Below are 17,730 nucleotides of genomic sequence, written 5' to 3'. Positions count from 1 at the left end.
TGTCGCCGGACTTGACGCGGCGGAAGAAGGCGGCGAACGCCTTGTCCAGGCGGCGCAGCGTCGCCTGCTGCGAGCTGAACGACCAGCGGCCCTGACGCGCCGGGTCGAACGCCCGGATGTCCTTGAGCTGCGCGGACTGCATGCCGTACGTGACGCTCGTCTTCGAGCTGTGGCGGTAGGCGTCGCGTCGTTCCTGCAAGGCCCCGTTGTAGAGGGAGCAGTGATCCCGCAGCATCTCGCCGAGCGTGATCTGCTGGCCCACGGTGGGCCGCATGAGGAACTTGTACGCACGGATCATCCAGCCCACCCCCCTTCGGTCGAGTTCGCTTGATCTTATTACACTTGGTGTATGTCACCACGCTGGGAACCAGACCCTGATATTCAGAAGGGGAAATCACGTCATCTACAGCCTGCACGTTCATTTGGTGTTTGTCACCAAGTACCGGCGTGAGGTCTTCAACGACCAGATGCTGTCGCGCTGCGAGGCGATCATGCGGGACGTGTGCCAGTCCTTCGAGGCTGAGCTGCACGAGTTCAACGGCGAAGGCGATCACGTGCATCTGCTCGTTCACTACCCGCCGAAGGTCGCCCTGTCCAGGCTGGTCAACAGTTGAAGGGCGTCAGCTCCCGATACCTGCGGGCGGAATACACCGACCGGATCAACCGGATCGGCACAGGGTCGGTGTTCTGGTCCCCGTCGTACTTCGCCGGGTCCTGCGGCGGCGCACCACTGAGCATCATCAAGGACTACATCGACAACCAGAAGCGGCCATCCTGACCGTCACCCCGGAGGCGCAGAGAGCTCCGGCGCTTCGCGCCTCCGGGTCAGGGATCGCATTCCCGCCCGGCCTGAAGGCCGGGATTCCCTGCGAAGATCAAGGGATGGGGGAGATTCTCAGCAGCGGCCCGGATCGGCCACGGTTTGACGCCACCGCGCTCGATGATCGCGGCGGGGGCGATCGTGATGTCGGCCGCAGTACTCGCGGTGGGCATCGTCGCGGTGGGCACGCGCGACAAGCCGAGCCGGTCGGCCCCGGCACCGACATCGTCACCGCTCTCACGATCCGGCAGCGTCTTCCCGAACGGCCCCGACGCCACGGCCGCAGCCGGTCAGACACCCGGCCTGGTGATCGAAGGAGTCGTCCTGAGCCGGGGCTCCGCACTGAACCAGCACGACCGCACCGCGCACGCAGGCCCCTGGACGGTGGCCGTGCGGCGCCACGACGGCTCGCTGGGGAGGAACGGCGCGATGGTGACGTTTCCGGTGTCCGCGCCCGGCCCGGGGCGCGCGGTCAGGATCGGCGGTGTCGCCGGAACAGCAGGCGACGGTGCGATCACCTGGCCGGCCGGTGGCGCATACGCACGGATCCGGGGCGACCTGCCAGAGCCTGAACTGGTCAAGGTCGCCGCCGCGACGGACGTCGTGGCCGGCCGACCCACGGTCGAACCACCGCCCGGGCTCGCGGTGGCAGCCATTGGCACGTCACGGCCCCACTACCTGCTCGAAGCCCGCTACGGCTCGCACGACGCGGGAGAGGCCGCGGCGCTCTCCAACGGGCTCACCTACACCACCGTCGCCCGCTGCGGCGGATTCGAGGACCGGCTATACGCCGTCAAGGCCCAGGCAGCCGGCACAGTGCACGGCAAGCCCGCGATCGTCACCTCCGGGCTCGGCGGCAATGGCCTGCTCGCCTGGGAGTTGGCCCCCGGCGTCGTTGCCTACGTCGGATACAGCGGCGCGCCCCTCACAGATCAGTCCGTCGCCGCCCTGCACCGGATCGCCGAGCGAATCCGCATGACGCGGGCGATGACACCGCCGGGCGTGCGTCCTCGGTGTTGTTCGAGGTCGAGTTGGCCCTTGAAGGTCTCGTTGACCGACTCGATGATCTGCCGTAACGGCTTAAACAGGGGTGCGCCGGGTCGCTCCGGTTCGCCGTTGCGGGCCGGACCGTTTGAAGACGATCACGTTCTCGGTCTCCCACACCCGCAGCACCGGCATGCCGGCGATGGGGCTGGACGGGTCATCGGCTGGTCAGCCCGTCACGGTGGCCAGTCCGGCGGTGCCGGTGTGTCGGAAGATGGGCCCAGGTCATGGCAGGCGAGCTATTGGCCTTGAATGTCGATGCAGTTGCAGCATCCCAGGTCAGCGAGCTGCTGATGTTGCAACTACACGGATAGCCGACACGAGGGAGTGACGTCGATGAGGACCTTGCCCACGGCATCGTTTTCTACTGCGGCGTGGGCTTCGCCGGCGCGTTCGATGGGGAATCGGTGCAGGGGTAGGCCCGCGTCTTCGCCCACGCGCAGGGCGCCGTCGCCGATCGCCGCGCGGACACCGGCGATGGCGTCGTCCTTGGCTGTCTTGGGAATGGTGTAGACGAAGATGCCCTGCCAGCGCACGTTCGCCGTCATGGCCTCCCGGATCGGGAACGTGAGGTCGAGTCCGCCGTTGGCGGCGTAGAAGGCGATAACCGCATGGGGGGCGGCCACTGCGCGGTCAAGGGCGGCGTTCACGGCGGGTGCGACCTCCACGATGATGTCCACGCCATGGGGCGCGATCACCCGGATCACGGCGGCGGCATCGTCAGTGTGGTAGTTCACGACATGGTGGGCACCGGCGGCTTCGGCCAGTTCAGCCTTGCGGGGCCCGCTCACCGTGGTGATCACTAGCGCTCCAGCCCACCGGGCGAGTTGGATCGCGGCATTACCGACCGCCCCGGCACCACCCGCAACCAACACGGTCTTCCCGGCCAAGGCGCCGGGCGCGAGTTGGCCGGGGCCGCCCTCCGAGACGGTCAGCGCCCGGTGCGCGGTGAGTGCCGGGATGCCCAACGCCGCGCCGAGGTCGAACGACGCCCGATCGGGCAGCGTGACGGCCTGCCGCTCGGGCAGGACCACGTACTCCTGGGCGGTGCCGTCGGGCCGCTGCCATGCGGCCTCCCAGATCCACACCCGCTCACCGACCCGTGCCGCATCGACTCCGGGGCCGACCGCGTCGATGACCCCCGCACCATCCTGATTGGGGACCTGTTCGGAGATGCCCTCGGTCACGCCGCCCGAGCGCATCTTCCAGTCCGTCGGGTTGACCCCGGACACATGAACCTGCACTCGAACCTCGCCCGGCCCGGGGTCGGGTACCGGCCGTTCAGTCAGGGTGAGGACTTCGGGGCCACCTGCATCGCTGTACACAATCGCCTTCATGCACGCATGAAGGCACATCGCCAGACACTTGATTCCCACTGCTTCCTGAACGTGGCACAGTTCACTCCTCCAGCCTACTGGTCGCGCGGCCGATCTCTATGCGGTGCGGGGAGTGCCAAACAAACAGATACCTCTCTGATCACCGCGGCTTGACACAAAGAGGTGCCGTTCGTTTTACAGTCCCGGCGAGGTGAGGTTGGTCCCACTGCAGGCTCGTACTGGTCCCGTGTATCCCTTGGCCGGAGCACAGGATCAGGCGAAGGCTGATTCTACGTATGGCAGTTACCGATTCAATTGATCGCGTTCGACGCATTGTTCGATATCACAGGTTAAAAATCACGTTGCTGAGGTGTTTCGCGATCTCCCAGCTGGCCGCCAGTTCGACCTCCCCGTTGATATGGATGTCGACCACGACGGGGCCCTCCTCTACTGCTAGCGCCTTATCGATCTCGCCGAAGTCATCCGGCGTGCGCACGGTGAAGCCCTTAGCACCGAACCCGATCGCCAGTTTCGCGAAATCCGGCTCGATGATTTCGGCGTAGGAGGGATTCAGCTTCTTGTGGATCAGGTCGTGCTTTTCCTGACCCACCGCATTGTCGTTAAAAACGATCACGGTGAGCGGCAGCTTGCACCGCACGGCCGTATGGAATTCGGCGAGATTCATCATGAACGAGAAATCTGCGGTCACGTGCGTGACGCGCTGTCCGGGTCGCGCGAAACAGGCGCCGATCGCGATGGCCAGTCCTTGGCCGATGGCTCCGAAGTCCCAACCGAGTGCCCAGTTCTCGGCGCGGGGCACGGTGAGGATCTTCGTGCAGACCATGGCCGCGTGGCCACCGTCGAAGAGCAGGATGCGGTCGTCCTTCGGCAGCGCGTTTTCGATGTAGCGCGCCGCCCGGCGTGGATCTGTCGAATCCCCGTCCTCGTACGACACAGTCCGCTGCTTCTCGTCCTGGATCTTCTGCGTGAGTCCCGCGTCGAGCCGGCGGGATCCAGTGGTCGCGCTCAGCCGATCCGCCAAAGCCGCCACGGCCGTTCTGGCATCAGCCGCCATGCCGACGGCGACGCGAGCGAACCAGCCGAAGGCCGATGGAGTCGACGATGGTCAGGGCCTGGTGGCGGCTGAGGTTCTCGTCCGTGAGGTAGGGCAGGATCTCCTCGGTGACGCCCAGGGTGCAGGAACCGGCGTCGATCACCACGGGCAACTGTCCCTGGTCGCTCCACTCCCACACCCGCTCGATGATGAGGTTGGCCATGAGCGTGTTGCCCTCGCGGTAGCCCTTGGACTGCCAGACGGTGGCGCAGCACGCGCTGGTCACGTCCGGCGGTATCCACAGGGGCTGCCCGGCCCGCTCGGAGACGGTGACCACCGCCTCCGGCACGGAGGGCAGGTGGCGTTCGGCCTTCGGCGGGCCGAAGATGCGGTTGATGCAGGCCGGGAAGTAGACGGCCACGGCGCCCTGACGCCGGGTGACAGGCAGTTTCACTTTTCCCGCGGGCGCTTGCACGACACCGACGGCTTACCGCCGGACCGCGAGGCGACACGCTCGCTTCCCGTGTCAGGGGAGCACGGTCGGACACACGACGGATGACCGATCCCGGCCCGCGCGACCGGTCATCGGCTCAGTCGGCGAACGATCCGTGACGGCCCGCGCCGCCCGCGAAACGGGCGGCGCCGGTCTGGGTCTCCCCTGCGGTCAGCGCAACCATGCCGTGCCGGTACTCGGCCGCCAGTGCGTCCGGCTCGCTCAGGCCGTGCTGCTCACATGCGGAGAGCCGGTCGTGACGCAGGCGCAGTTGGGGGAACGAGGCGATCTCGTGAGCGAGTTGCTCCGCTGCTCGACGGGCCTCGCCGGGTGGCACGAGCCGGTTGGCGAGTCCGATGGCGTACGCCTCGGAGGCCGGCCTTCGCCGGAAGCGTACGAGCCACCGCCGACGCCGCCTTTCGGCTCCCGGAAGTCGCGATGGGCTTGATTCCCGGAGCCGGAGGGACCGTCAGTGTCCCCCGGCGGATCGGCCGCTGGCGGACCCTCTACCTGACTCTGACCGGCACAGCGCTGGACAACTCCCACGCACTGTCCTGGGGCCTGGTGGACGCCATCGGGCTGGCCTGAGCGAATCCCCCGGGCACGGGGGCGCCATCCGCGCCGAGAGCTTCCCAGGAACAGGGTGTGCACACGCCGCTTCCGCCGTACACGGGTACGGCGGAAGCGGCGATGGTGCGGGGCGGGGTCCTTGCGGGCTCGCGTACCCGCGGGGACCCCGCCCGGGTCAGGCCAGAACGCGTTCGGCCAGGTTGTGGACCAGGCCGTCCACGCCGTGCGGGGTGCGGACTCCGCCGAATACCTGGAAGTCGGGGCGGATGAGGATGACCGACGCGTTGAGCTGCTCGAACCATGCGGCGTATTTGCCGTCGGTGTCGGTGAAGCCGCCTGGTCCGAAGTGGGCGCTGCAGCCGCCGAGTTGCTGCCAGGCGGTGCGCTGGACCGGGGAGAGCAGTTCGGCCGGGTCGCGGTCGCGCCCGAGGAGGAGGAAGGCGGGTGGTGGGATCACGTCGTCCAGGAGCGCCGTTCGTGTCCCGGTGCCGACGGTGGCATGGACGCCGAGGTTGCCGCCGATCCCGTCGTCCTGCAGGGTGCCGCCCCGCAGGAGCCAGTTCTTGGTCGCCTCCTGGATGCCCAGGCCACCCATGGCTTTCAGGCGATGTCGCGCTGGGCGCTTTCCTCGAGGTCGGTCAACCGAGGTGGCCGAAGCGCCGGATCTTGAACGGACGCGGCAGCAGCACTCCGCCGACGTCGTACTGCTTCGGGGTGGTGGTCATGACTCGTCTCCCGTCTGGGTGTTCTGGCTGTTGTCGTCGGCGGGGTAGCCGTGGCCCGCCGTCACGGGGTTGCGCAGCTCCCCGATGCCCTTGACCCAGCTGACGAGCTGGTCGCCGGGCTTGAGGAAGACCGGCGGGGTACGGAAGAGGCCGACGCCCGCGCCCGTACCGGTGAAGATCGCGTCGCCGGGCAGCAGGGGGCAGATGGTGGAGAGGTACGCGACCAGCTCGGCCGCCGAGAAGACCATTCCGGAGGTGCGGCCCTCCTGCACGACCTCGCCGTTGAGGGAGCAGCCGAGCTCCAGGTCGTCGGGGTCATCGAAAGCGTCGGGCGTGACGAGGACCGGACCCATCGGGCCGAATCCGGGGAAGGACTTCCCCATGGACAGCTGCGGGGCGGGCCCGGCCATCTGCACGACCCGTTCGGAGATGTCCTGTCCCACGGTGAGACCCGCGACGTGGCGCCAGGCGTCCTTCTCGGCCACCCGTTCGGCGCGCCGGCCCATCACGACGACGCAGGAGTGCAGCAGCCCGGACAGGAGCGCATGGTCGACGCACCTGGTGAGGTAGTCGCTATCGGCGAGGCCGCCCCCGAACAGCGGACGACTGAACGCCACGCTGAGAAGCAGTTCCGGTAGGAAGTCTGTGGCGGCAGGCCGGGAGGGCAGCTCGCCACGCTCGACAGCTCGGTCGACGACCCCAGTCAGATCAGCGAACCAGGGCTCCACCAACGTAGTGCGCACCGCTGTGGCGAGTTCCTCGTCTGTGAGCACGGCGTGCCCCATCGCGGCGATCAGCGCCGTGTCCTTCTCCGCTTGGGAGGCCAGCAGCTCGACCATGCTCAGCAGATCGCCGCGGAGCGTGCCCGTGTCGATCTCCTCCGGCCTCAGCGGCCGCGTGGCGTAGAGCGCGGCAGCGACAAGCTGCGGCTTGCTCGGCCATAGACGGTAGAGCGTGGCCTTGCTGCAGCGTACCCGGGCTGCGACTAGGTCCATCGACAATTCGTCATAGCCGACCTCGCGCAGCACATCCAGCGCCGCGGTGAGCAGTTCGATCTCCCGGTCCGGGGTCACCCGGGGGCGGCGGACCGAGGCATCGCCAGTGCTGTCGGGCATCAGGCTCTCATTTAGTACAGAACAGTTCCGTACCATCACCATAGGCCGAGCTCGGAAAGAACGCAACTGTACTATCCGCAGGTGTCGGCGCGGGGGCTCAGCGCGGCCTGGAAGTGACGGTGGACTGTCGGACGGGGCTCGGAGCCGGACGCCATGCCCCGGCCAACGTCTGAACGCCTTAGCTTGGCGTTTAAGCCCGGCAAGATCATTTCTTGTCGGGGTTCGCTGTTTGTCTGACAACGGGTACGGCCGCCCGTGATTCTTCGGAGTGTCGAGCTTCGAAGTGGCACAGAACGGCCGTGATGATGAGTGTGCTGGATAGCGTTGCCCACGTCGACCCGTTGAGTGTGTTGTCCGAATTTTCGGCAGGACTTCTACGCGTGTCTGGACACCCGTGGCGACGCACTGTTCGAGTTGGTTCGGTACCCAGGTAGTCGCTGTGCTGAGCTTGCACCTCGTGGAGTGAGCGTTCCAGGCACGTGCGTGCGCGCCTGGTGAACGGGAGGTGGCCCGCGCGGCGCGTGGGGCCGTGACTGCGGTTGCGGTGCAGCGGTCTCCATCGGCGGGGCGCTAGATAAGTCAGCAATCTCCCTGCCTGCGACGGTCAGTCGCCATGGGACCGGACGGGTTCGCCCTCGCGGGAACCGTGACCGGCGGCCAGGTTGTGCTCGACCTGTTCAAGCCCCTCCAGTAGTGCCTTTTGCTGCGCGGGTGCCATCTGGGCGGTCGTGATCGCTTCGAGTTGCGCCCACAGCTGCTCCACCAAGTGTCGTAGTCCGTTGCCGGCGGCGGTGGTCTCCACCAGCGTGGCTCGCCCGTCGTTCGGGTCGGGCCGGCGGCGGACGAACCCGGCCCGCTCGAGGCGTTGCACGGTGCGGGTCATGGCAGCCGAGTCCGTGTCGAAGACCACGGCGAGGTCCGCCTGCCGCTGGGGTCCGGTATCCCACAGGTGCATCAGGAGCAGTTCGTGGCCGGGGTGCAGCCCGGCAGCCCGGAACAACTGCCTGGCGCGCATGACGTGCAGCCGCGTTACCCGGATCAGAGCGTTGCTAATGGGGCCGCTGCTGGCCGCGGTGGCGGAGGGGACGCCTCCCCGTCCGGACTGCCGTGAAGTCATGGATCATTCTAGCTGTTCTGCATCGGACCGGTTCGCTACGGCTGGCGGGCCCCGCTGCGCGGTGAGGAGTCACCCCGCCGGGTGAGGAGCGCCATGTCGTTCTGATCGAGGGTGATGCGCGCGGCCTCCATGTTCTGTCGCAGGTGGTTGAGAGAAGCAGTGCCTTGGTCGACGTCACGGTGCACAGCGCAGCGGACGACTGCTCGTCGGTCAATGGCTCGAGAGCGGGCGGCGGAACGCGACGGATGTTGCGCCGCCAGGCCCGAGTCGCTGCGGTGGCGCTGGAGCGCTCCGTGTAGTACCTCGGTCTCGTGTCGTCAGATTCACTGTTCAGGTCACATAGATGCTGCTGGAAGATCCATGTCGCATAGAAGTGAGCTCACCTCGCTAAAAACTCTCCGCCTCTCTGGAATAGACCCGCGATGGAGGTCGTTCTGCTGTCTAGGACAGTGAATAGACTCGGCTTCCCACCGACGTGCAGTGGAAGGACGTGATGTGCCGTGGCAGAGATACCCGCCGTGCTGCTCGACCGCGACCGGAAGATCATTCTCGGCCCGCGCCCCCAGCCCGAGCCGCAAGCCGGCCGGGTGATCGTCAACGTCGATCTCTGCGGAATCTGCGGCAGCGACCTGCGTGCCACCGGCCTGCCGCAGGTCTACCGGGGGGGCTTGGTGATGGGCCACGAGCCGTCAGTTCGAGCGGGCCATCGCCCTGCTGGCCGACGGCGCGATCCAAGTCGAGGACCTCACCACCGCGGTCGCCCCGGTCGGGCAGGCGCTGTCGGCGTTCGAGTCCCTGCGGTCGGCCCACACGATGAAGGTCCTGGTCGCTCCCCAGGAGTGATCTTGTGCCTCCACTCATGAGCTTTCTTCTCGTCCCATTGAAGATCATCCGTAACCAACGTGAGGTACAGCGATGAAGGCAATCCAGATGACCGAGCAGGGCGGCCCTGAGGTGCTGCGGCTGGTAGAGCTCCCGGACCCGCAGCCGGGGCCGGGCCAGGCACTCATCCGCGTGGAGTCCGCTGCGGTCAATTTCTCCGACGTCATGCGCCGCCGCGGCGACGTCTACCCGGTGGCCACGCCGTCGCCCTTCGTGCCGGGCGCCGAGGTGGCGGGCACCGTCGTCGCCCTTGGGCCCGGTGTGGATGGCCCGGCGGTCGGTACCAAGGTGTTCGGTACCGTCGGTGCCGACGCCTCCGGCGGGTACGCGGAGCTGGCGCTTGCCTACGCCCCCAGCGTGATCCCGATCCCTGAAGGGCTCGACTCCGACGCCGCGGCTGGGATCGTCGTCACGGGACTGGCGGCGACCGTCATTCTCACCGAGCTCATCGGGCTCGGAAAGGGCCAGAGCGTGTTCATCCCGGCCGCGGCCGGGGGCGTCGGCCAGTACGCCGTGCAGATCGCAAAGCTCCTGGGCGCCGACACTGTGATCGCGGGCGCCAGCACTCCAGCCAAGCGCCAGATCGCACTCGACCTCGGGGCCGACCACGCCATCGACTACACCCAGGAGGACTGGCCGGAAGAGGTGCGGGAACTGACGGGCGGTGTCGGGGTGGACGGCGCGCTGGAGATGTCGGGCCCGGCCCGCCTGGCCCAGACGCTGCGCGCCCTGGCCCCGTTCGGACGTCTGGTCGTCCTGGGCTCGGTCAGCGGAACCACCGAGGGCCTGGACCCGGCCGCACTGTCTCCGCTGCTGTACGACCCGGCTCCCAGCCAGTCCCTGATCGGCTTCAACCTGGGCATCTGGTTCGAGCACCGCCTGCCGGAGGCGGGCAAGGCGCTTCACCGTCTGGTGGGATGGGTCGCTTCGGGCGAGGTGCGCACGCCGGCCACTCAGACACTTCCCCTCGCCGAGGCCGCCGAGGCCCACCGTCTTCTGGAGACCGGCCAGACCACGGGCAAGCTCATCCTCAAGCCCTGATCGGCCGGGCCGGCCCCTCCGCTGCGACCGGCTCCGGCTGTATCGGCCGGGCCGGCCCTCGCTCCTCCGTACAACTCCACCCGGCAGGAGGTCTTCTGGCGTGCCCTGCAACGGGTGATGATCACGCTGCCGCGCTTGCTCGACGAGGATCTGCTGCGCTGGGCGGGGCTGACACTGACCGAGTACAGCGTGCTGATGAACCTGTCGGAGACGGAGGGCCAGGAGTTGCGCATGGCGGAGTTGGCAGCAGAGACGGCCCTGTCGGCGAGCCGCATCACCCGGGTCGTGGAGAGTCTGCAGACACGCGGTCTGATGGCCCCTAGCTCGGCGGCCTGTGCAGCCGGGCAGGGCGCTGACGTCTGCAGACCCCCGCGCGTGACTGTCCGGCCCGGACAACGCACTGGGTGGGAACGCCGGACGGGGCCGTGCCAGTCAGACACGCGCCCGTATCAGTTCAGACATGTGAAGGAAGACCTCGTGACTCCTCCCCCTCGTAAACAAGGGGGCTTCTCACTCGACTCCAAGGAGTTTCATGACGGCCAAGCCCTGACCACTGCCGAGGCAGATGCGAAGCATACTACGCCGCTTCGCGGCTCCGGCACTCAGGATGCGTTTCCCGCCCGGCCTGAAGGCCGGGATTCCCACGCAAGGAGAGAGATGGAGTTCGGAATCTTCGGCGTCGGTGACCTGACGCCTGACCGGTGTCGGGCACGCGCGTGTCGGAGCACGAACGCATCAAGGCCATCACGCGGATCGCCATCCATGCTGAGCAGGCGGGCTTCGACGTGTTCGCGATAGGGGAGCATCACAACCCGCCGTTCGTGTCCGGTTCGGACTCGACCCTCCTGGCGTACGTGGCGGCCCGGACCTCGCGCATCATCTTGTCGACGTCGACAACGTTGATTACCACCAACGACCCGGTGAAGATCGCCGAGGACTTCGCGATGCTCCAGCATCTGGCCGACGGGCGCGTGGACATCATGCTCGGACGCGGCAACACCGCCGAGGTGTACCCATGGTTCGGCCAGGACATCCGTGAGGGCATCCCGCTGGCGATCGAGAACTACGCACTGCTGCGGAAGCTGTGGGACGAGGAAGTCGTCGACTGGTCAGGACGTTTCCGCACGCCGCTGTACAACTTCACCTCCATTCCGCGCCCGCTGGACATGAAGCCGCCGGCAGTGTGGCACGGTTCGATCCGCAGTCCGGAGATTGCCGAGCAGGCCGCGCGCTACGGCGACGGCTTCTTCGTCAACAACCTCTTCATGACCACGGAGTACTTCGCCCAGTACGTGGACTACTACCGCGAGCGATGGGAGGCCCATGGCCACGGCGCCCCGGAGACGGCCATCGTCGGAGCGGGCGCCACCTTGTACGTCCGTACCAACTCCCAGGACGCGTTCCGCGAGTACGCGCCCTACTACTACGCCCACCCCGTCCTCTCCAGCAGCGGGCCGCTGGAGGACGCCGCGGTGGCCACCGGAGCGACGGTGGGGAGCCCCGCGCAGGTCGTCGACAAGATCCTCTCGTTCCGGGAGCACTTCGGCGCCTACCAGCGCCAGCTGTTCGGGATGGACCAGGCGGGACTGCCCGAAGCGACCGTCCACGAGATGATCGACCTCGTCGGAGCCGAAGTCCTGCCCGTGCTGCGACGGGAGACCGACGATGCGGGCGAGCAAGCGTCTGCGGCTGCGGAGTCGACCGGAAGCGGCGCGGAAGGGCCGGTGGCCCGGTGAAAGTCGGACTTGCCATCGCCGACTTCACCTGGCCGCGCTCCCCGTAGCAGATTGCACCCACATCTGATCCAGAAACCACTCGAAGCGATCCTGGCGGTGGACCACCACGTCAAGGTCGACCCCCCGGGCGAGGTCACGACGGACCCGCCCGGGTATCTCCACCTCCGGGCGCGCCGCCCACAGGGCGTCTTCGAGGGCGAAGCGGTCGGCCCCGCCCGACGACCGTGAGGTCCGCGCCGAGGATCCGCTGCGCCACTGCGGCCAGGTCCTCGTCCCTCAGGTCCGTCAGACAGGCGGCCAGGCGTTCCCTCTTCGTGCCCTCGTCAGGCCGCGTAGAGAAGGCCTCTACGAAACCAGGGGATTGACACAACCCACAAGCATTACTACGGCGACGAGTCCGTAGGAATCGCGGTGGGAATGCTGCTCACCGCCCTGCACCTGTCAGGTTTTGCGGCGCTCACTCACACCCCCAGTCCCAAGCGGTTCCTCTCCGAAGTGCTGGAAAGGCCGCGCAACGAGAAGGCGTTTGCTGTCATTCCCGTGGGCTATCCCGCAGAGGACTGTGAGGTACCCGACCTCGTACGCAAGACACTGGACCGGGTACTCGTCGAAATCTGAGCAGAGGGACATAGCCAGTGGCTGTCCAACCTGCGCCGTCCCGGAGCCCTTTGGGAGCAGCCCGATCGTGCTGAGGCATTGGCGGCCATCGGCCCGGACTGGCAACCCGGTGGCCGATTGACTGGCAGCGGCACTACGCGGCCGTACGCGACTGTCTGGGCAGGCGGGGCCCGCTGGTACGAATGGCTCGCTCAACCCGTCCACGAACGTATGGCCGCCTGACCACCGATCCTGTCGACCCCCTCGACGAGCCGGCTTGCCCGTCACGCCCGCTCCCCTCCCCTGCCGGTCTGGGTCTCCGGCCGGCGTACGCCGCGAGGCGAGACCAGCCGCGCGGGCTGGACCGGCTCTGACAGGCTCTTGCCGGCGCTCGTCCCGGCGACGGTCACGACGACCTGGCCCTGCTCGCCGCGCGCCCTCCCACCGGCGTGGACTCCGCCGAGGTTCTCGGCGCTCAGGCCGAACCGAACCGTCCGGACCAGCGCGGTTCCACGCGTTCCCAGTCCCGCTCCCACGCGGCTGCGATCCGGGCGTCGACGCGCCTGCCGTAGGCCGCGTAGGCACACCAGCAGGCCGGCATGAGGCCGGCAAAGGCCGCGACCCCGCTGCTGACGGACGCGAAGGCGATGTCGTCCGTCGTGCGGGGCGGCCTGGCCAGGCGGCCGGCGTCGTCGACCCAGATGCGCACCACGGATCCCTGCGCGGCGCCCTCCGGTACCGTGACCGTCCCCGTGCGGACCCGGTCCGCCGGGTAGCGCCATTGGGCGAGGACCTTGCCTTCGGTGGCGGGCCCCCACCGGAGTGCGCCAGTGGGTGGTGCGGCGGCGAGGGTGGTCGCGCTGACCGCGTGGCGGTGAGCGGCCTGAACGGCGGCAGTGTGCCAGCCCGCGTGGTACACCACCGTTGCCACGGCGGCGGACACGACCAGGACGGGCGCCAGCAACAAGGCCCAAGCCAGCCGTACCCGTGCGCGGACCATGCGCCGCCGCAGCGGGTTACCGTCCCTTCCCGCAGCGCGGCGCAGCCGGGTGCGCCAGCCGAGCCTGGAGGCCCGGTACAGGTGCTGTGCGGACTGGTACATCGGTCCACCTCCTTGAAGGTGTGCGGCCCGTTTTCGGCGCAATGGGGGGCCGCGGGGAACGCCCGGCGTGACGGATCGCTCCACGGAAGTGCGCCGTCGCCCACGGCCCTGCGGGCGATTCGCAGTCAGACGCGGTGCGCCGGTTCGTGGTGGAATCTACATTCATAGACTGGATAGAGTCAAGTCTTGGTGAGTGGTATGGGTCAACTGACCGAGGGGCGACGGTGCTGCGCTGAAGGTGCACAGGGCTGCGTTTCGCTGGCGGGCGGACGCTGCCGCGACCGGCATCGGAACGGAGCGCGAGGGCCGGTAAGCCGGAACTCGTCGTTGCCGGGCCGGTCCAGCACCGCGTGGCCCAGGGGGCGTCGGGGCCCACTTCCGGCGCCCGCACCCGCACCCGCACCCGCACCAGAGTTGACTCTGTCAAGTTTTGAGGTTACGGTTGCAGGCCCAGAACCCCGAGCGCATGCACGCGCACTCGACAACACCGCGTCGACCCCGTTCCCCGCCGGCGGCCGTCACGCACATCCAGACAGACGCGCGCAAGGCCCAGCAGCGCGGTGGGGAAATGAGCCTTACCGGCCGAAGCCGGGCACCGAAGGAGGGTGACAGTGACAGCAGTCATGGAGCAGTCAGCTGGAGACCTACTCAAGAGCAAAGGGCTGCGCAACACGGCACCGCGCCGCGCCATCCTGACAGCACTGCAGGGTCATCCGCATTCCACGGCCTCGGATCTCGAGATGCGGATCGGGGCAAGCAAGTCCGGCTCCAGCGGGCTGTCCAGGCAGGGGCTCTACAACGCGCTGGAAATCCTGACGAACGCGCAGTTGATCCGCTGCTTCGAGCCAGCCGGCTCCCCGACGCTCTACGAACTGCGCGTGTGCGACAACCACCATCACCTGGTGTGCCGCAAATGCGGGGTCCTCGAGGACGTCGACTGCCCCATCGGGGTCGCCCCCTGCCTGGACCCGGTGGAGAGCAAAGGGTTCGCCGTCGACGAAGCCGAGATCACCTGGTGGGGGCTGTGCGCGCAGTGCCAGGAGACCGTCGCAGGTTCATAGGCAGCCCCCCGCCGGTCCGCCCCGGGACGACACACACGCCCCCGGCGCGGCTTCTCCGGCACGGCCCACCCAGCAGCAGCGCAAAGCACCCCTTGGATTCGACTCGGTCGAATCCAAGGGGTGCTTTGCCGATTGCGGATGACACCGACGCCTCCCGCCGGCCCGGCGGCACCGGGCAAGCCAGGCGCCCCCACCCCGGCGCCGGGATACAGGCGCCTCGCCGCTCACATCACCACTTCCCAAGACTTGACTCAGTCCATTCTAGGGGTAGTGTGGATGCCACGGGCGGACAGGCCACCACAAGGCCCACCCCCCGCCATCAGCCCGCATCCGCCAGCCACCCGGCCGGCTGGCCTGCGGCAAGGATGGCCAGATCAGGCCGGACACACACCCATCTCACATACCGGAGGAACGGTCCATGAACTGCCTGGAATGCTCGACAGCCGCATCGTCGGCATACCCGAAAGCCACCGTCGGCTGCTGCGCTTACTGCGGTGCCGGTGTCTGCCTCGATCACGTCATAGGCGTCACTGTCCGCCGACAGCCCACCGGCGTGATCCCCCAGTCGCAGGCCGGAGCACGGCGGCTCGCCTGCTCCACCTGCTACGCGGCGATCAACCCCGGTCAGGCCAGGAACACGGATCTCCAGCAAGGCCCTGACCACAAGGACAGCAGCCAACGCCTCGCCGTCGCCGTCCTCTGATTCGACTGATTTCCCGCGCACGTTGGGCTCAGGTGTGTGCTAAGCCTGAATCCACCGACGTGGTTTGAAAGTGATCTTCTGGCGGTGTTCGGAGCCGGTTTCGGGGCGGTGGCTGTGGATGAGCAGGTTTTATCCGCTGGTCTGCCCGGCTTTTCCACAGTCGCTTCCGGTCGGGCCCTGGCGGGCGGGGTGGTGGGCAAGGGGCTCAGGTGGGTTCGGGTGGGCCGTGGACTGTGTTGAACAGATGCGTCCAGGTGTGCTGCCAGGGCCAGTTGTGCGGCAGGTCGATCCCAGCCCGGACAGGACACGCCCAAAGCCGCTCCACTGGCCGCGAAAGGCTCTGTTCGTTGCAACGGCACAGGGGCGGGGATGACCGGGTGGCAGCACTTGCTCGGGCGCCGTCAGCGGATTGTCTTTGCTACTACCTGCTTGGCTGCAGAGTCCTCAGGCCCAGGCCTTGGGCGACGCGCGCGCCGAGGTCGGGATCCACTTTCGTCCAGTAGTCGCTGACGGCGCGCTCCTGGATGAAGCGTTCCACTCCCTGGCTCAGATGCCGGACGATGTTGCCGACCAGATGGTCCCGGTCGGTCGGCGTCATCACCTGGCGGTAGAGCGTGCCGGGCTGGATGAAGTCGTTGTCGTCCTTGTGTGCCTCGTAGGCCGTGCGCATGATCTCGGCGGCCTCCACAAACCAGCTCGGATCGCGGTAGCGCTGCGGATCGGCCTTGGGCCCGCCGTAGCTGTTGGGCGCGTAGACCGGCTGGCTCCCGTTGTGGTCGTAGCGCATCGGGCCGTCTTTGTTGTAGTTGTGCACCTCGTCGAGTGGGCGGTTGACCGGCAGTTGCTCATAGTTCGGGCCGGTGCGATAGCGGCTCGAGTCGGCGTAGGCGAACATCCGCCCCAGTACCATTCGGTCCGGGCTGGGCCCGATGCCGGGGACAAAGTTCGCCACGTCGAACGAGGCCTGCACGATCTGGGCGAAGAAGTTCTCGGGGTTGCGGTCGAGTACGAAGCGCCCGACGGTGATCGGCGGGTAGTCCTCGTGCGGCCAGACCTTGGTGATGTCGAAGGGGTTGAAACGGTAGTTGGCCGCGTCCTCGTAGGGCATGATCTGCATCTCGAGGCGCCAGGACGGGTAGTCGTTGCGAGCGATCGCGTCCCGCAGGTCGCGCCGGTGGCAGTCGAGGTCCTCGGCGCGCATGGCCATGGCTTCGGCGTCGGTGAAGTTTTGGATGCCCTGCTCGGTCTTGAAGTGGTATTTGACCCAGAATTTCTTACCCGCGGCGTTCTCCCACATGTACGTGTCGCTGCTGTAGCCGTTCATGTGGCGCCAGGTGCGCGGCGTGCCGCGGTCGCTCATCAGGATCGTCACCTGGTGGGCCGACTCCGGCGAGAGCGTCCAGAAGTCCCACTGCATATTGTTGCTGCGCAGGCCGCTGTCGGGCATGCGCTCCTGCGAGTGGATGAAGTCAGGGAACTTCATGGGGTCACGCACGAAGAAGACCGGCGTGTTGTTGCCGACGAGGTCGTAGTTGCCCTCCTCGGTGTAGAACTTCATAGCGAAGCCGCGCACGTCGCGATCCGCGTCCGGGTAGCCCTCTTCGCCGGCCACCGACGAGCAGCGGACCAGCATCGGCGTGCGCTTGCCAACCTCATTGAGGAAGGCGGCCTTGGTCCACTCGGTGACATCGGCAGTCACCTCGAAATAGCCGAAGGCGCCGCCGCCCTTGACGTGGTACACGCGATCCGGAACGCGCTCACGGACGAAGTGGGCCAGCTTCTCGATCAGGTAGGCATCCTGCAACAGGACGGGCCCGCCGGCTGCGACTGTGAGCGAATACTCGTCGCTGGCGACGGGACAACCGGCATCCGTTGTGGTTGGTGGTTGATTGCTCATCTCTTTCTCCTCCGGTCGCGGTAGACCCGGCGTTTACATGCGTCGACTGACACATGCAGGAGTCTTCGCCAGCCAGCTACTCGGGCCAGGAACTGTTCAGGATGACCTCGACGAAGTCGATGCGCCGGAAGCCGGGCACGAAGTGGGCCAGCACATCGGCGTTCACGGTGCCAAAGGTTGTGTCGGGCCGGTCCTTGAAGCCGTTGGTGAAGGACTCCAGAATCCGGCGCTTGAAGTCGGGTCGCGGGTGCGCATCGGTGACGGCTTCGAGCGCCGCGGGATCCAGGTCGTCACGGCCGATCCCGAGCACATCAGTCTCCACACCCGCGGTCACCAACGCGATCTCGGGCTCCATGAACTCCGGAACACCGGGCGTTGTATGGAGGGCGATCGCCGTCCAAACCCGGCGCACATCGTCAGCGCCGACCCCGTGCTCGGTAAGGAACCGACGCGCCTG

Annotated in this window: 14 protein-coding genes and 7 pseudogenes; 8 read left to right on the top strand and 13 right to left on the bottom strand. The window is 67.4% G+C overall.

All coding sequences use genetic code 11. From position 1 onward, the window contains the following. On the bottom strand, window positions 1-298 hold a 298-nt coding region (locus EFK10_RS01995), incomplete at its 3' end, for a helix-turn-helix domain-containing protein (RefSeq protein WP_164835774.1). 76 nt (window positions 299-374) lie between these two features. On the opposite strand from EFK10_RS01995, the pseudogene tnpA reads away from it, so the two are divergent. Beyond that, window positions 375-778, top strand: a pseudogene (gene tnpA / locus EFK10_RS01990) (IS200/IS605 family transposase). A gap of 1,013 nt (window positions 779-1,791) precedes the next feature. Here the strand turns inward: tnpA and EFK10_RS53025 are convergent. The 6 genes and pseudogenes from EFK10_RS53025 to EFK10_RS46890 form a co-directional block, all read right to left on the bottom strand. Continuing rightward, window positions 1,792-1,947: pseudogene (locus EFK10_RS53025) on the bottom strand (IS982 family transposase); the annotation flags it as partial. Next, window positions 1,946-2,026, bottom strand: a pseudogene (locus EFK10_RS01980) (NAD(P)(+) transhydrogenase (Re/Si-specific) subunit beta); the annotation flags it as partial. The pseudogenes EFK10_RS01980 and EFK10_RS53025, both read right to left, overlap by 2 nt. A 140-nt stretch (window positions 2,027-2,166) precedes the next feature. Further along, a complete protein-coding gene (locus tag EFK10_RS01975; RefSeq protein ID WP_127354049.1) occupies window positions 2,167-3,201 on the bottom strand; it encodes an NADPH:quinone reductase in 1,035 nt (344 codons plus the stop codon). A 322-nt stretch (window positions 3,202-3,523) separates the two neighbouring features. Then, window positions 3,524-4,255, bottom strand: a complete 732-nt coding sequence (locus EFK10_RS01970; RefSeq protein ID WP_127354048.1) for a thiamine pyrophosphate-dependent enzyme — start codon at window positions 4,253-4,255, stop codon at window positions 3,524-3,526. Continuing rightward, complete coding sequence (locus tag EFK10_RS01965; RefSeq protein ID WP_127354047.1) at window positions 4,245-4,688, bottom strand: hypothetical protein; 444 nt, start codon at window positions 4,686-4,688, stop codon at window positions 4,245-4,247. Before EFK10_RS01965 ends, EFK10_RS01970 begins: the two co-directional genes overlap by 11 nt. Window positions 4,689-4,824: 136 nt before the next feature. Continuing rightward, window positions 4,825-5,064, bottom strand: a complete 240-nt coding sequence (locus EFK10_RS46890) for a Clp protease/crotonase-like domain-containing protein (RefSeq protein WP_164835773.1) — start codon at window positions 5,062-5,064, stop codon at window positions 4,825-4,827. Between EFK10_RS46890 and EFK10_RS49380 the strand changes: the two genes are divergently transcribed. Beyond that, window positions 4,968-5,315, top strand: a complete 348-nt coding sequence (locus tag EFK10_RS49380; RefSeq protein ID WP_127354046.1) for an enoyl-CoA hydratase-related protein — start codon at window positions 4,968-4,970, stop codon at window positions 5,313-5,315. The two genes, EFK10_RS46890 and EFK10_RS49380, sit on opposite strands and share 97 nt — an antisense overlap. A gap of 157 nt (window positions 5,316-5,472) precedes the next feature. Here EFK10_RS49380 and EFK10_RS01955 read toward each other — a convergent pair whose 3' ends face one another. The 3 genes from EFK10_RS01955 to EFK10_RS01940 all read right to left on the bottom strand — a co-directional run bounded on the left by EFK10_RS01955 (window position 5,473) and on the right by EFK10_RS01940 (window position 8,254). Further along, a complete protein-coding gene (locus tag EFK10_RS01955; protein ID WP_127354045.1) occupies window positions 5,473-5,892 on the bottom strand; it encodes a hypothetical protein in 420 nt (139 codons plus the stop codon). 126 nt (window positions 5,893-6,018) lie between these two features. Further along, window positions 6,019-7,137 carry a fumarylacetoacetate hydrolase family protein gene (locus tag EFK10_RS49375; RefSeq protein WP_240676924.1) on the bottom strand — a complete coding sequence of 373 codons (1,119 nt, stop codon included), beginning with the start codon at window positions 7,135-7,137 and terminating at the stop codon, window positions 6,019-6,021. Between the two features lie 604 nt (window positions 7,138-7,741). Next, the gene (locus EFK10_RS01940; protein WP_127354044.1) at window positions 7,742-8,254 is read right to left on the bottom strand and encodes a MarR family winged helix-turn-helix transcriptional regulator; all 513 of its coding nucleotides are present in this window, start codon (window positions 8,252-8,254) and stop codon (window positions 7,742-7,744) included. 915 nt (window positions 8,255-9,169) lie between these two features. Here EFK10_RS01940 and EFK10_RS01930 point away from each other — a divergent pair. The 4 genes and pseudogenes from EFK10_RS01930 to EFK10_RS01915 form a co-directional block, all read left to right on the top strand. Further along, window positions 9,170-10,177 (top strand): quinone oxidoreductase family protein, encoded by a 1,008-nt coding sequence (locus EFK10_RS01930; RefSeq protein WP_127354042.1) that lies wholly within the window; start codon window positions 9,170-9,172, stop codon window positions 10,175-10,177. 117 nt (window positions 10,178-10,294) lie between these two features. Continuing rightward, window positions 10,295-10,477, top strand: a pseudogene (locus tag EFK10_RS51830) (MarR family transcriptional regulator); the annotation flags it as partial. A 357-nt stretch (window positions 10,478-10,834) separates the two neighbouring features. Further along, a pseudogene (locus tag EFK10_RS01920) lies at window positions 10,835-11,913 on the top strand (CE1758 family FMN-dependent luciferase-like monooxygenase). A gap of 366 nt (window positions 11,914-12,279) precedes the next feature. Next, window positions 12,280-12,531, top strand: a pseudogene (locus tag EFK10_RS01915) (nitroreductase family protein); the annotation flags it as partial. A 454-nt stretch (window positions 12,532-12,985) separates the two neighbouring features. Here the strand turns inward: EFK10_RS01915 and EFK10_RS01910 are convergent. Next, window positions 12,986-13,612 carry an Rv1733c family protein gene (locus EFK10_RS01910; RefSeq protein ID WP_127354041.1) on the bottom strand — a complete coding sequence of 209 codons (627 nt, stop codon included), beginning with the start codon at window positions 13,610-13,612 and terminating at the stop codon, window positions 12,986-12,988. Window positions 13,613-14,235: 623 nt separating this feature from the next. Between EFK10_RS01910 and EFK10_RS01905 the strand changes: the two genes are divergently transcribed. Both EFK10_RS01905 and EFK10_RS01900 read left to right on the top strand, forming a co-directional pair. Further along, window positions 14,236-14,673 (top strand): Fur family transcriptional regulator, encoded by a 438-nt coding sequence (locus tag EFK10_RS01905; RefSeq protein WP_127354050.1) that lies wholly within the window; start codon window positions 14,236-14,238, stop codon window positions 14,671-14,673. 418 nt (window positions 14,674-15,091) lie between these two features. Further along, on the top strand, window positions 15,092-15,376 hold the full coding sequence (locus tag EFK10_RS01900) for a DUF2180 family protein (RefSeq protein WP_127354040.1): 285 nt from the start codon (window positions 15,092-15,094) through the stop codon (window positions 15,374-15,376). 421 nt (window positions 15,377-15,797) lie between these two features. Here the strand turns inward: EFK10_RS01900 and EFK10_RS01895 are convergent, their stop codons facing one another. After that, complete coding sequence (locus EFK10_RS01895) at window positions 15,798-17,273, bottom strand: catalase (RefSeq protein WP_127354039.1); 1,476 nt, start codon at window positions 17,271-17,273, stop codon at window positions 15,798-15,800. Between the two features lie 76 nt (window positions 17,274-17,349). Continuing rightward, a pseudogene (locus EFK10_RS01890) lies at window positions 17,350-17,730 on the bottom strand (diguanylate cyclase); the annotation flags it as partial.

The organism is Streptomyces soli, assembly GCF_003999195.1.
GTDB lineage: Bacteria > Actinomycetota > Actinomycetes > Streptomycetales > Streptomycetaceae > Actinacidiphila > Actinacidiphila soli.
Note: the sequence above shows the minus strand (reverse complement) of the source record. Positions and strands in the feature narration are given on the sequence as shown.